Below are 13,375 nucleotides of genomic sequence, written 5' to 3' on the forward strand. Positions count from 1 at the left end.
GGCTCCAGCTCAGAAGGCGGGAACCACCGACTCGTCGGTCCAGGTCTGCTCAATGTAAGCGCGCAGCTCCTCGGTGTTCAGCAGTCCGGCGAGCTTGACCAGGTGCTCGTTGTCCTTGTCGGCACTGCGCACCACGAGCTGGTTGGCGTAGGGGGATTCCCCACTGGGCTCCAGGACGAGCGCATCCGCGCTGGGGTTCAGGCCTGCGGCAAGCGCGAAATTGCCGTTGATGACAGCCAACTCGGAATCAGCCATCGAGATGGGCGTCTGCGCGCCGTCGACCGGGATCAGCTCGAACTTCTTGGGGTTCTCGGTCACGTCCAGGGTGGTGGGCATCTCGACGTCGGGGTCGAGCGTGATCAGGCCGGCGGACTCCAGCAGTTTCAGGCCGCGGGCGGTGTTGGCGGGGTCGTTGTTGAGCACGATCGTGCCGCCCTCGGCGGCCTCGTCAACCGAGCTGTAGCCCTTGTCGGTGTAGATACCCATGGGTTCGATGTGCACGTCGGCAATGGCCACCAAGTCGTAGCCCTTCTCCTCGTTCTGCTGCTCCAGGAAGTTGGGGGTCTGGAAGAAGTTCGCCGCCAGGGAGCCGTCGCTGAGCGAGGCATTGGGGATGTCGTAGTCCTCGATTTCTACGATGTCAAGGCTGAGTCCGGCGTCGGCGGCGAGGTTGTCCTGCACCCACTGGAGGATCTGAGCGTGGGGCTGGGAGGTCGCGCCGATGGAGATGGTGGCCGTGTCGCCGTCGACGCTGATGCCGTCGACTCCCCCGGAGTTGCCGGAGCAGGCGGACAGGGTCAGGGCGACGGCGGAGGCGACGCCGCCCACGAGGGCACTGCGGCGGGAAATGGTGAAGTTCATGACTGTGGTTCCTTGTCTTGAAGTCGTCAAAGCCGCGCGAATTCGGTTGCGGGCGCCGACGCGCGCGGCGGAGGCGTCGGCGCGAAGTCTTGTGAGCCGAGCCGTCGGGGCCTCGCCCCGGGACTCCGGCTGGTCGAGGCTCAGCGGTGGTCGACCAGCCGGCTGAGCATGTCGCCACACACCTGGATGACGGCGACCACGAACACGATCAGGACGACGACGATCACCATGACGTCTGAGGCGTTCTGCCGGTAGCCGTACTGAATGGCCAGGTCGCCCAGGCCGCCGCCGCCCACGGTCCCGGCCATAGCGGTGTAACCCAGCAGCGTGATAACGGTGACCGTGGCGGACTGAATGAGGGTGGGCAGGGCCTCGCGGACCAGCACGCCCCAGGTGATCTGGCGGTTGGAGGCTCCCATCATGAGGGCCGCCTCGACCTTGCCGTGGTCGACGTCGTTGATGGCGGTCTCCACCAGGCGCGCATAGAAGGGGATCGCGCCGACGGTCAGCGGCACGCAGGCCGCCCCCCAACCCAGGGAGGTGCCCACGAGCATGCGGGTGAAGGGGATCAGCGCCACCATGAGGATGATGAAGGGCATGGAACGCCCAAGGTTGACGATCTGGGAGAGCGCCTCGTACACGACCCGGTTGCTGTGCTGACCACGCTTGCCGGTGGTGACCAGCGCCAGCCCCAGCAGTAGACCGAGCCCGATGGTCAGGGCCCCGGATACGCCCAGCATCTGGAAGGTCTCCAGGGTGGCGGGTCCGAGTTTGCGCTGGATGGCGGGATTGTTGAACCAGGTGTTGTCACCCGAGGCGGCCGCGGCGATCGCCTCCACGGAGGCTGTCAGAGTGTTCATGCGCGTACCTCCGCGGTAACGCCCGCTTCACGCAGGGCGGTGAGTGCGCCCGGCGCCTGTTCGGCGGGGACGGTAAGTGCCAGGCGACCGACCTGGGCGGTTCCGAGTGTCTCGAACAGGCCGCCGGCGACGTCGGCGCCCCGTTCGGCGGCCAGTGCCAGCACCTGGGCGGCGGCAGGCTGCCCGGGGTGGGCGGTCAGGGCCACGTCAATGACGACGTCGCCGTCGGGCAGGGCCCCATCCGGGACCTCGGGGGCAGGGACGAGTTCATGGGACAGGCGGGAGCCGACGTCGGAGACCACCTGTTCAATGGGACCGGACTCCACGATGCGACCGGCTTCAAGCAGGCTTACGGAGTCACAGATCTGGCGGACCACGCTCATCTCATGAGTGATGATCACGACGGTGACACCGAGCCGGTCGCGCACGTCCCGTATCAGTCTGAGGATTTGACGGGTGGTTTCCGGGTCCAGCGCGCTGGTGGGCTCATCGCACAGCAGCACCTGCGGCTGGTCCGCCAGCGCCCGGGCGATTCCGACGCGCTGCTGCTGACCGCCGGAGAGCTGGGAGGGGTAGGAGAATCCGCGGTCGGCCAGGCCCACCAGATCGAGCATGCGCACGACCGTGTCGTGCCGCTGCCCCTTGGGCACCCCCGCAAGCGCCAAGGGGTAGGCGATGTTCTGGGCGGTGGTGCGCGAGTCGAGCAGGTTCGCATGCTGGAAGACCATGCCGATGGCACGGCGGGCGTCACGCAGGCTACGAGTGGACAGCGCGGTCATATCCTGACCGGCCACACGCACCTCACCGTAGGAGGGGCGTTCCAAGGTGGTCAGGCAGCGCACCAGGGTGGACTTGCCAGCGCCGGAGGTGCCGACGATGCCGTGAATGGAGCCCGCTTGCACCTCCAGGTTCACCCCGTCCAAGGCGCGTACGGTGCTGCCGTCACGCAGCTTGTACACCTTGTGGACGTCGCGCAGCGAGATCATGGGCTCCTGGGCGGCGGAGGCGGTCGCGGCACCGGAAGGCGCGGCGGCGCCGCCCGGGGCTGGGTCCTGGGATGCAGGTGGCTGCGTCACGTGGTCCTCCATCGGTCCTGGCGGTAGCACCCTCTCCGCGAACGGGGGTTGCTGCAACGTCGATGAGCCAGGTCTCTCGGTTGCTCTGGATGGTCGCCGCCCACACTAAATGGCCAGCGGCGTCCGGGGCAAGCCGTAGGACAAAAACGATGCGCGCATCACTGCACCGAGTTCGGTCGACGTTACCGCCGAGTTCGGTCGATATGACCATCGAGATCGGTCGATATGACCATCGAGATCGGCTGGCGCCTCCGAATCGGAGCCGGCGAACCGCCCGACCGGGCGCCGTCGTCCGTGACAGGATTCCGCCATGGCATCCACGACCGAGACGACGCCGGGCCAGCAGCCGGACCCGCCCACCACCCCGCTCTCCCCCGCCGCCGGGAGGACCTCCCAGCCGGTGCCCGACATTCTGGGCGAACCCTGGGTGGCACGCACCATCCCGGTCACCGATTCGCCCGCCGCACCGGGAGCGGATCACGCCGTGCTCGTCCATCAGCGCGGTGCCATCCCAACGCCTGAACCGAAAGGGCAGTCGCCCGCCCCCCGGCATGCACGCGCCGTGCTGTACCTGCACGGACGTAATGACTACTTCTTCCAGACCTGGCTGGCCGACGCCTTCCTCACGGCGGGCTACGAGTTCTATGCGCTGGAACTGCGCGCCTGCGGCCGTGCGGGCGTGGACTACTGGTCTCCCCACGACGTGCGCGACCTGCGGGTGCACGACGAGGAGATCGCCGAGGCGCTGCACATCATCCGCGGCGAGCACGGACATTCCACGGTTGTACTCAACGGCCACTCCACCGGCGGGTTGCAGGCGGTGATCTGGGCCGGAGACCACCCCGGATCGGTGGACGCCGTCGCTCTCAACTCCCCTTGGTTGCAGCTGAATTCCTCCGGCCTGGTGCGCTCCTACGGCTCGGCCTTCGTCGACCTGCTATCCCGCCGCGATCCCGACCGGGTCATCGACAACCCCAACGAGAACAAGGAGCTGGAACCCGCCGAGGCCGCCTCCAAGGCCACGCCCTCCCGGGGCCCCTCCACGGACTGTCCGCACGACGACGCCGCAACCGCCCTGCCGGTAGTCACCGATCCGGGGCCGATTGAGGTTGATATTTACACCCGCACCCTGCATCGCCGCTGGGGCGGGGAATGGGACTGGGACCTGGCGCTGAAGCCCTCGCCGTCGTTCCCGGTGCGAGCCGGCTTCCTGGCGGGCATTCGCCGACTGCAGCGGGAGGTGCGCCACGGCCTTGGCATTGATGTGCCGGTGCTGGTGTGCTGCTCGACGGCGTCGGGCGGGCCGGGCGTTTCCCGCGAGGAGGCGCTGCGCTGCGACACGGTGCTGTCGGTGGACCAGATCTTGGAGCGCTCCCGTTTCCTGGGCGAGGACGTCACGGTGGTGCAGATCCCCGGCGGGGTGCACGACCTGGTGCTTTCCCCTCTGCCGGCGCGTGAGGAGTACCTGGCCACGCTCACCGGCTGGCTGGCCGAGCGGCTGGGCTGAGCCGCGGCCGGACGTCGGGCCGCCCCGGGCCGGGGGCTGGTTGCCGGCGCCCCTTGTTATTGAGCGAACTCGGCCGCCAGCCTCGCCAGCTTGGGGGTGAGGGCGTCACTGACGCGTTCGACGACGTCGAGGGTGTACAGAAAGTCGGCGAGGGTCCCGTACCAGGGGTCGGGCACGTCCAGGCTCGACGGGGAGGCGGGCGTGGCCGTCGTCGTCGGGCCGGCGGGGGCGGTGGGGTCGAACTGGCGGTACATGAGAATGCGGCCCGGGTCGACGTCTAGGCCTGCGGCGCGGCGCGTCAGGGCGCGGTGGTGCGCGGCGGTCATGGCGAGAACGAGGTCGGCGCGGCGTAGTTCGGTGTCACTGATGCGGTGGGCGGCATGCTGGGAGATGACCGCCATAACGGCGCGGGAGGCGGCGTCGCCACCGCCGCCGTAGCCGGCCTCGGACAATACGCGCTGGGCGCGGGGGTCCATGGGGTTGCCGGCCTCCTCGTCGGAGACGCCCGCCGAGGTGACCGCAACGCCCCCGGGGTAGGAGGGGATGCCCGCGGCGGCGAGCCGGTCCACGAGTACGGCGTGGGCCATGGCAGAGCGGCAGATGTTGCCGGTGCACACCATGACGACGCCGTAGGGGCCGGCCGGATCATGCGGCGCGGGCAGGTCGGGGCCTGCGAAGTGGGTCGGCGTGTCCGGGGCGGCGGGCTCGGTGGGGGCCGGCGTGGGGCCGGAGATCGCGGTCATGGCAGGAGCCTGGCCGAGTCCGGGCGGGGTTTCAAGCCGGGGCGGTTTGCTCCGGCGGGCAGGGGGCACGCCCGGGGCAGGAACGTCGACCGATCTCGGTGGTTATTTCAACCGAACTCGGCGATGGGGAGGCGTGCGCGCCTCCGTCTCAATGCACCTGGAGGTGCGAGGTGCTTCCTGACACAACACTCCCTACCTGGTAGAGGTAAACACCGCCTAGTCTCAATGCACCTGGAGGTGCGAGGTGCTTCCTGACCTTCCTGGGCGCCATCAGCGCGGTCGAGGGCGTGGAGTCTCAATGCACCTGGAGGTGCGAGGTGCTTCCTGACGTTGGAGGCGCAATGGGACCTGGCGGCCCTTACTGTCTCAATGCACCTGGAGGTGCGAGGTGCTTCCTGACCTGGCCCAAGACCAGGTTTCGATCTTCAATTCCGAGTCTCAATGCACCTGGAGGTGCGAGGTGCTTCCTGACTTGAACAAGACAATAAAGAGAGCGGCTCGCGCTTTTTGTCTCAATGCACCTGGAGGTGCGAGGTGCTTCCTGACCCCTACCCCTGGAAACCGCGTCATACCGCCACTTCCAGAGGCCAGATCGCCACCGACCCCGCAAGCACCCCACGAGACCGGCTAACACCACCCCAAAACTACCACCTTTCGTTGAAAACAAGCCAAGCGCCACCGACACCCCCCAACCCCCCTCCAGCCACCAACTTTCAACGAAGTCATGCGGAAAAGTCGGGGTCAAAACGCACCAAACTTTGTACCGTAGACCAAATCGCAACCTCACCGCCACACCCCACCAGCCACACAAGCCACACCAGCACCGCACGCCACAGCCCCGGACACCACCCACCTACCCCCAGCCAACACCACCGACCACCAACACCCCGCAAACCCCTAACAACCCACCATCCAGACACCGACTTTGCCGAGCCCCTGCCCGAATCCGGCGACATCACCCCGGCACACACCAGGCAAGTCATGGCACGCAGCAGCGTCATAACACCCGGCCCCGGCGGCAGCGTCGAATTCAGCGCGGCCGCCCCGCCGGCATGATCACCGACGACCCCAGCGCGAAGGGGAATCCCGGGCGCAGCAAGCACTCCACCACCGGCTGTGCCATCTCCGTCAGGCGCTCGAGCTCCAGCCCCTGCTCCCCCTGAGGTCCACTTCGACCCAACAGGCTCTGGTAGGGCACATCCAGGTCCAGCAGGGTCATATTGTCGGCATGTTCGGCACGCGCCCAGGCGCCGTCGTTCATATCCAGCAAGGTGCCCAGGTGGAAGTGCATGACCTGACGGGAGTCCACTTCGCTGGGAACAGACAACAGGTGATGCGGCTCCGGGTCGCGCGGGGCGCGCAGCGTGAACAACAGAATGGCGCCGTCGCGCGCAGAGCGCAGCATCAGCCGGCCGATATGCACAGAGAACCCGATGACGTCCAGACCTGCACCGGCCCCCATGGCCTCCTCCACCGGCAGGGCCTTGGACAGACGGATGGGGGCGCCGTCGCCGGGGTCATTGATGGCGCGGCGGCCCGACGGCGTGACCGCGCGCAGGCGCAGCACCGGCCCATCGTCGGAGTCGGGCGCGGCGGGCAGCAGCGTGGCGGCCTCAACGAGTTCCTGCCAGCCGCCGGGCGTAACCGACGGTCCCGGCTCGGTCTGAACGTGCCCCAGACCGAGGATGGAGGAGAAGTCGACGTCGTCCAGCGGGCGGTGCCAGGTGATATCGGCGCCGTCGTGCCACAGAGGCACAATGCCGTTGAAGGGGACCCCGAAGCGCACATGTTCGGGAGGCGGCGGGGCCACGTGTCGACCGCGGGACCGGCCACGCGCTGAAGAAGACCGACCAGGAATCTGTGAGCGGGATGACGTCGCGGGCCGACCACCGCGGAAAGGAGTCCAGGGCTCCGTCTGGCCGTCCGGAAGGCCGCCTCGGGGCGCTTCGCCCCGCCTTCCCGCGAAGTACTCGCTCATGGGGCCAGCCTAAAGGTACGACGCCGAAAAAGTGCCGTCACGACGCGGCCCTTTCCCGCACGCATGTTGGCCGGACAAGCTCAAGGGCCGCCAGCCGCCAGCCGCATCGGCGGTGGACCATCCAGGGTCTCGCCGACCCTCCCTCACCGGGAGCTCCATCCTTAAGGTGGCTTCAGGGTGGATCGCGCCCTGGTGCACAAGCCATACGTCGCCCACCGCCGGGAAGGACCAACACATGAAGACACGCACACTGGGAACCGCTGACGCCGCGCTGGAGGTAAGTGCCATCGGGCTGGGTTGCATGGGAATGAGTCAGGCTTACGGCCCGCTCCCCGACGCCGATGATATGGTGCGCTTCCTCGGCCAGGCCGTGGACGCCGGAGTAACCCTGTTCGACACCGCCGAGGTCTACGGCCCCCACACCAACGAGACGCTGGTGGGCAGAGGACTGGCCCCCTACCGGGATCGGGTTGTCATCGCCACCAAATTCGGTTTCGACATCCCGGCCGACGGATCCCGCACCGGTTGGCCGCTCAATAGCCGTCCCGAACACATCCGCTGGGCGGTCGAAGGATCCCTGAAGCGTCTGGGCACCGATCGCATCGACCTGTACTACCAGCACCGGGTCGATCCGCAGGTGCCGATCGAGGATGTGGCCGGCACCGTAGGCGAACTCATTGCGGAGGGCAAGGTCCTCCACTGGGGGCTGAGCGAGGCGGGCGCGCAAACAATCCGCCGGGCCCACGCCGTCACCCCGGTCACTGCGCTGCAGAGCGAGTACTCACTTTGGTGGCGGGAGCCGGAGACCTCCGTGATGCCGACGCTGGAGGAGCTCGGCATCGGCCTGGTGCCCTTCTCGCCACTGGGAAAGGGCGTACTCACCGGGACCGTCGGGGCGGAAGCCACGTTCGGGGAGGGGGACATCCGCGCCACGATTCCCCGCTTCAGCGCGGACAACTGGCGGGCGAATCACGCCCTGGTCGACGTCGTGGTGGCGCAGGCCGAGCGCAAGGGGGTGACCCCGGCGCAGCTCGCCCTGGCCTGGATTCTGGCGCAGCAGCCCTGGATCGTCCCGATCCCCGGCACCCGCAAGCTGCATCGGCTCCAGGAGAACCTGGGCGCGGCCGACGTCGAGCTGACTGCCGACGATCTGGCGGAAATCGAGACGGCCGCCGCCGAGGTCGAAATCACCGGGGATCGCTACAACGCGGCCCTGGCGAAGCTCATCGATCGCTGAGGACGCCGCCTGCTCGACGAGCGCATGACCATGTGAGACAGCCCGGAGGCTCACCTCACTCGCGGTTCATTCGGCGCGTGTCCGCAGCCGCTCGGCTTGACGGGCCCGCTCCCAGCGGGGAACCGGCCTGGCCGTCATCGCCAACAGCGCCAGCACTCCCAGCGCCGCGGCGGCGATCAGTCCCCATCCGGCCTGCCTGACCCCGATGGCGGAGATCTCGGTCATCACCGAGCCGATATTCAGGCTCAGCACCACCATCAGACCGATCCTGGCGCGGGGGCGGCCGAACCAGACCGCAACCGCCAGGCCCAGGATGAGCGCCGTCATGGCGGCAGTGGTTACCGTCACCGTTGTCATGACGACCCGGTGAGTGTCGACGGCGTCGGCAACGTCCAGTTCCCGGCTCAAGTCATCAATGGTCCCGCTAGTGAACAGTCGCGTCATATTGGCCGCCAGCAGTGCCACCACCAGCCCCATGGCCATAATCAGCTCCGCCGGACGCCGACGGCGTACCTCGGCCTCCGTCCGGCGCGCCTGCTGCAAATCGCCACCGGACTCGGGAACCAGGCGGTCCAGATCCAGCACATACAGGTCGCCGTCGGTGACGATCCGGTCGCCACCGCCGTTGCGGTGGTGGTAGGCGGTGAAGAAGTCCGGCCAGATCTCCAAAAGGGCAGCCGTATTAGACCAGCGGACGTCGTCGACTACATAGTCGCGCTCGACGTCGATATCGGCGTCGATCTTGTGCGTCACCTGGAAGGTGAGCGTTGACAGCCCCACCGAACGGTCATAGGTCGCCCCTGCCAACCAGTCCACACGGCGGCCGCCCGGCATGACCCAGCCCTCCGGAACGCGCCAGAAACGGATGTGATGCCGCTGAGCCGGGTTGCCCTCCACCTCCTTCTGGTAGGCGAAATCCTGCTTGCGTCCAAACAGCAACAGATCGGAGACGGGAGCCGCCGGATAGGAGCGGCGCAGCAGTGACGAGACAACGATCCCCCAGGAGGATCGCAGCGTGATGGGGTCCGCGCGCACCCAGCCGGCCTTCGTCATGGCCGCGTGGATGTCTTCCTCATCACCGAGCACGGCGAGGTTCACCGGGTCGCCCAAGAGCCCGTCGGCGGTACGGGTGCGGCCGATGAAGTAGTCGGGCACGTACAGCCAGGTGAGGATCTGATGCATGCGGGGCAACGCCAGATAGGACAGCACCGCCCAGAACGCCACAATGTTGATAATCGCCCCCGGGGTCAGGTGGGTTCCCGAGCCGAGCAGGAGCCACGCGAGCCAGAGCGTGCCCAGGGCGGCGACAGCGAAGAAGAGGGCGTCCAGTACGTCGTCCAAGCCCCATTCGCGGGCGCCCGCGGCGAGTACCTTGTCCGATCCCGCCGAGTAAACGGGCGGGGAGTCCGGGCGGGGGCGGGTACGGACAACCGGCTCGGTGCGGGTGTCGTCGGTACCCTCGACCGGAACTGCGGAGGTGTGCTGTTCACTGATCATCGCTCGCACAGTACACGACCTATGACATCAGACAAGTCGGATCATCATCGCGTCATCTACCCTCCGCACGTTGTATACGTTATGTCCGTTGTGTAGGTTTCCCACAACATCGATACGCAGCTCTTCCGTTTGAAACCATCGAGTTCGGTAGAAATAACCACCGAGTTCGGTAGATATGACGATCGAGTTCGGTTGGTGGGGCTGGCGGGGTGGGGGGGGTGCCCCTATGTGGTTTGTCAAGCGGCGGCGGGTAGTTGTTGGGCTGGTGGGTCGTAGAGGGATCCGTCTCGGATCATGGCGTATAGGGTGAGTATGCGGCGGTGTGCGAGTGCGAGTATGGCTTGGTTGTGTCGCTTGCCCTGGGCGCGTTTGCGGTCGTAGTAGGCCCGGGATGCGGGGTCGGATCTGAGGGAGGCGAAGGCTGACAGGAACATGGCTCTCTTGAGGCGCTTGTTGCCCGCGTGGGAGACGTACTCGCCGCGTATGGAGGACCCCGACCGCCGGGTGACTGGTGTCAGGCCGGCGTAGGAGGCCAGGTGGGCGCCGGAGGGAAAGGTCTTGCCCGCGGTCTCTGCCAGGAAGACGGCGGCGGTCCTGACCCCCACCCCGGGCATGGAGGTCAGGACCGGGTAAAGAGGGTGGGCCTCCACCAGGGCCTCAACCTGGGCGGCGACATCGTCGCGTTGGGCGTGTAGGGCGATGAGCTGGCGGGCCAGGTGTGGCAGCACCACCCCGGCCGCGTCGGTACCAGCGACCACGACGGTCTGCTTGTTCAGGGCGTCGGTGATGGCTTTTGCCCAGGCGGCATGGCGCTTGGCGCCCTTGGATTTGAGCTTGGCGTCAATCCGCGCCCGGCCGGCCTTGCGCAGGTGGGCTGGGGTGGGCCAGGCGGCGATCACCTCCAGTATTGGGTCGTGTTCGAGCCACTTGCCCAGCACAGTCTCCAGGGCTGGGTGGATTTGGGTGTACAGGCCCCGGATACGGTTAGCGGTCTGATTGACCTGGCGGGCCAGGTCCAGGTCAAACCCTGTGAGCATGCTCAACGCGGCCGCGTCCTTGTCCGAGGCGTCGATCGCTCGCAGCGTGTGGGGCATGGTGCGGGCAGCATCCGCGATCACCGCCGCATCGCGAGCGTCGGTCTTGGCATTGCCCGGGGTCAGGTCGGCGATCCTGCGCATGGACAGGCCGGGTAGGTAGCCCACGGTGATACCCATCGCCTGAGCCACCGCCACCGCCAGGGCCCCGATCGTTGCCGGCTGATCCACAGCCACCAGGACCCGGCCATGCTCACCCAGACGCTCGTACAGGTCCCTAAGCCTGGATTCGTCGTTGGGTAGGGCCTTGTCGAAGATCTTCTTCCCGTCGTCGGTCAGGGCCGTGGCCCAGTGCTCGGCCTTGCCCACGTCGATACCGACGAAGACCTCCACATCCTCGATGTTCACCTTTCCTGCGCCTCTCTCGTGCGTTGGTGGGTCAGCCTGTCAGGCAGACGGCCCCGCACCCACGTTACGAAAGACATCGCCGCGCTGCGGCGGGTCGTTCCCCTAATCAGCGATCACCACCCGCCCGCCACCATGGGTGACAACACCCCCCGGATCATCAAACGACAGGGGCAAGACATCATGCCCACAGCGGCTGGCCCGGCCCCGGACTTCCCGGAACCACCAACAAGGTAACGGGGGAAGTGTCCGGATTCGGCACAAACGAGGATCCCCCGCCCGGCGCCGCCCACTACCTCCGCATGGTTCCAACGAATCTGAGAGCGTGTGCTGGACCGGGCGGGGTGTTTGTGTCGATTCTGGACACTTTGGCTCTCAGGTGCTGACCTATCGCCCTGATGTGGTTGGCAGGTCGGGGCGTCTGATTGTCGACCGTGCCCTTGCTTGTCAGATCGGCTGGGACGCCTTTGGTGATGAACCTGGCCCGCGGCCCAGCCGGGCCCCCAGACCGGCCGGGCGCGCAGATCAGCGGGGCGCACGGCTCGACCGGGCGCACAGATCAGCCATGCGCGCAGCCCGGCCAGACGCGTGGTTCGGCCGGGCCAGCTGCTGACCACGTTCGCGGCCTGCGGCATCCTGACTGTTGACCGCGGGTGCACCGCGTCCAAGGCAACCGCACCATCCCCAGCCAACACCCCCGCACCCGGACCACCCAGCTGCGGATGGACCGTCTGCCTGCCGTTGGACCACCTGAAACGCACTCTCAGACGGTCCAACCGCAAGAACGCGGTCCAAGTACGCGTCCGGCAGCCGACCGGGCCCACACCCAGCCACTACACCCTCAAACCGGGAGAGCACCAAATAGGCGATTACCGCATGATCTGCGGCATCTAGGACTCCCGGCTGACGATACTTGTGCTCGACGTCGGCAAGCGCGACCACGCCCGCAACCGGAGTGATTCTCCATTCCAAGCGCAATAACGACGCCGGCCCGGACCGAACTCGACGGTCATATCGACCGAACTCGATGGTTATTTCGACCGAACTCGGGGAGGGAGGGAGGAGAGGTAGAGGTAGGGAGAGGAGGGGAGGCGGGTCAGCGGGCGGGCGGGGCGGTGGAGGCGCGCACAACCAGTTCGGTGGGGATGACGATGCGCCGCGTCCCATCCTGCACCCCGTTGGCGACCTGCTCCAGCACCAGGTTGACCATCTCCACCCCGGCGCGGCGGAAGTCCTGGCGGACCGTGGTCAGCGGTGGGAAGCAGTACTCGGCCAAGGCCAGCCCGTCGAAGCCGACCACGGACACGTCCGCGGGCACGCGTCGTCCCTCCTCATGCAGGGCGCGGACCAACCCGATGGCCACCTCGTCATTGGCGCACAAGACCGCGGTAACCTCCGGATCGGCGGCCAGCGACCGTCCGGCGGCGTAGCCCGCGACGGCGTCCCAGTCGCCCGGCACGGCCTCGGGCACCTCCCGCCCGGCCTCCTGCAGACAGGCCGCCCAGGCGGCGGAGCGGATCAGTGCGGACTGGGAATCGGCCGGACCGGTGATGTGGTGGACCGTGCGATGCCCTAACTCAAGCAGATGCCCCACTGCGGCACGTACACCCCCGACCTGGTCGGCCGATGCCGACGGGTAGTAGCCCACGAGGGCCGAGTCGGACACGGCCACCGGCATCCCCGCGGGCAGCACCAGGTGCTCACGCCCCGCCCGCCCCGCCTGGACCACGACCAGCCCATCCACCGCCTGCGCAGCCAAGCGGTGGACGGCCGCCCCCATGTCCTGCGACTGCGGCCGATCCACCTGCACCATCGAGACCGTATAGCCGGCATCCCACGCGGCCTGCAGCACCCCATCGGTGGTCTGCGCCTCTCCGGTGCGCAGGATCTGTTGAGTGAGCACGCCGATGGCCTTGAAACTGCCGCTGCGCAAGGCCTGGGCGGCGCGGTTGGGGGCGTAGCCGAGCTGCTGCATGGCGTGCAGCACCTTGTCCCGGGTGGCCGGGCGCACGTTGGTCGCGCCGGCAGAAACGCGGGAGACCGTCTGCGAGGACACGCCGGCCAATCGGGCGACGTCGGCGACCGACGGCGCACCCCTGCCACGTCGCGTCCCGTCCACCTTCGCGAGCCTAGCAGCCCGTCCGCGCGGCAACGGGAGGGATCCCCAACCCCAGTTC

The 13,375-nt window shown here is 67.6% G+C and carries 10 protein-coding genes, 1 CRISPR repeat array and 1 riboswitch; of the genes, 2 read left to right on the forward strand and 8 right to left on the reverse strand.

Annotated elements, in window-relative coordinates:
- Positions 1-9: 9 nt before the first annotated feature.
- The 3 genes from CWT10_RS15980 to CWT10_RS15990 all read right to left on the reverse strand — a co-directional run bounded on the left by CWT10_RS15980 (position 10) and on the right by CWT10_RS15990 (position 2,809).
- Complete coding sequence (locus tag CWT10_RS15980) at positions 10-861, reverse strand: MetQ/NlpA family ABC transporter substrate-binding protein (RefSeq protein ID WP_103061999.1); 852 nt, start codon at positions 859-861, stop codon at positions 10-12.
- A 140-nt stretch (positions 862-1,001) separates the two neighbouring features.
- Positions 1,002-1,721 (reverse strand): methionine ABC transporter permease, encoded by a 720-nt coding sequence (locus tag CWT10_RS15985; protein WP_103061998.1) that lies wholly within the window; start codon positions 1,719-1,721, stop codon positions 1,002-1,004.
- Entirely contained in the window at positions 1,718-2,809 is a 1,092-nt protein-coding gene (locus CWT10_RS15990) for a methionine ABC transporter ATP-binding protein (protein ID WP_416171683.1), read from the reverse strand. Before CWT10_RS15990 ends, CWT10_RS15985 begins: the two co-directional genes overlap by 4 nt.
- A riboswitch (SAM riboswitch) is annotated at positions 2,803-2,893 on the reverse strand. It overlaps the preceding gene by 7 nt.
- Positions 2,894-3,107: 214 nt before the next feature.
- On the opposite strand from CWT10_RS15990, the gene CWT10_RS15995 reads away from it, so the two are divergent.
- A complete protein-coding gene (locus CWT10_RS15995; protein WP_103061997.1) occupies positions 3,108-4,304 on the forward strand; it encodes an alpha/beta hydrolase in 1,197 nt (398 codons plus the stop codon).
- Between the two features lie 56 nt (positions 4,305-4,360).
- On the opposite strand, the gene CWT10_RS16000 is transcribed toward CWT10_RS15995, so the two are convergent.
- Both CWT10_RS16000 and CWT10_RS16005 read right to left on the reverse strand, forming a co-directional pair.
- Positions 4,361-5,047 carry a low molecular weight protein-tyrosine-phosphatase gene (locus tag CWT10_RS16000; RefSeq protein ID WP_332881176.1) on the reverse strand — a complete coding sequence of 229 codons (687 nt, stop codon included), beginning with the start codon at positions 5,045-5,047 and terminating at the stop codon, positions 4,361-4,363.
- A 145-nt stretch (positions 5,048-5,192) separates the two neighbouring features.
- Positions 5,193-5,593: a CRISPR direct-repeat array (repeat unit 37 nt; unit sequence GTCTCAATGCACCTGGAGGTGCGAGGTGCTTCCTGAC).
- Positions 5,594-6,077: 484 nt separating this feature from the next.
- Positions 6,078-6,857: a hypothetical protein gene (locus tag CWT10_RS16005; protein WP_332881174.1), complete on the reverse strand. Its 780-nt coding sequence runs from the start codon at positions 6,855-6,857 to the stop codon at positions 6,078-6,080.
- Between the two features lie 403 nt (positions 6,858-7,260).
- Here CWT10_RS16005 and CWT10_RS16010 point away from each other — a divergent pair, with 403 nt between their 5' ends.
- A complete protein-coding gene (locus CWT10_RS16010) occupies positions 7,261-8,262 on the forward strand; it encodes an aldo/keto reductase (RefSeq protein WP_103061883.1) in 1,002 nt (333 codons plus the stop codon).
- 66 nt (positions 8,263-8,328) lie between these two features.
- On the opposite strand, the gene CWT10_RS16015 is transcribed toward CWT10_RS16010, so the two are convergent.
- From CWT10_RS16015 to CWT10_RS16025, 3 genes are all read right to left on the reverse strand, one after another.
- Complete coding sequence (locus CWT10_RS16015; RefSeq protein WP_416171677.1) at positions 8,329-9,756, reverse strand: LssY C-terminal domain-containing protein; 1,428 nt, start codon at positions 9,754-9,756, stop codon at positions 8,329-8,331.
- 239 nt (positions 9,757-9,995) lie between these two features.
- Positions 9,996-11,201, reverse strand: coding sequence for an IS110 family RNA-guided transposase (locus CWT10_RS16020; protein ID WP_128683273.1), 1,206 nt, complete (start codon positions 11,199-11,201; stop codon positions 9,996-9,998).
- A 1,093-nt stretch (positions 11,202-12,294) separates the two neighbouring features.
- A complete protein-coding gene (locus CWT10_RS16025; protein WP_233187982.1) occupies positions 12,295-13,317 on the reverse strand; it encodes a LacI family DNA-binding transcriptional regulator in 1,023 nt (340 codons plus the stop codon).
- Positions 13,318-13,375: the final 58 nt, after the last annotated feature.

This window comes from Actinomyces qiguomingii, from assembly GCF_004102025.1.
Lineage (GTDB): Bacteria > Actinomycetota > Actinomycetes > Actinomycetales > Actinomycetaceae > Actinomyces > Actinomyces qiguomingii.

Bases quoted from the DNA above. Each gene is read 5' to 3' on its own strand.
- CWT10_RS16010 (WP_103061883.1), top strand. From the start codon at position 7,261: ATGAAGACACGCACACTGGGAACCGCTGACGCCGCGCTGGAGGTAAGT.
- CWT10_RS15980 (WP_103061999.1), bottom strand. From the start codon at position 861: ATGAACTTCACCATTTCCCGCCGCAGTGCCCTCGTGGGCGGCGTCGCC.
- CWT10_RS15985 (WP_103061998.1), bottom strand. From the start codon at position 1,721: ATGAACACTCTGACAGCCTCCGTGGAGGCGATCGCCGCGGCCGCCTCG.
- CWT10_RS16000 (WP_332881176.1), bottom strand. From the start codon at position 5,047: ATGACCGCGATCTCCGGCCCCACGCCGGCCCCCACCGAGCCCGCCGCC.
- CWT10_RS15995 (WP_103061997.1), top strand. From the start codon at position 3,108: ATGGCATCCACGACCGAGACGACGCCGGGCCAGCAGCCGGACCCGCCC.
- CWT10_RS15990 (WP_416171683.1), bottom strand. From the start codon at position 2,809: ATGGAGGACCACGTGACGCAGCCACCTGCATCCCAGGACCCAGCCCCG.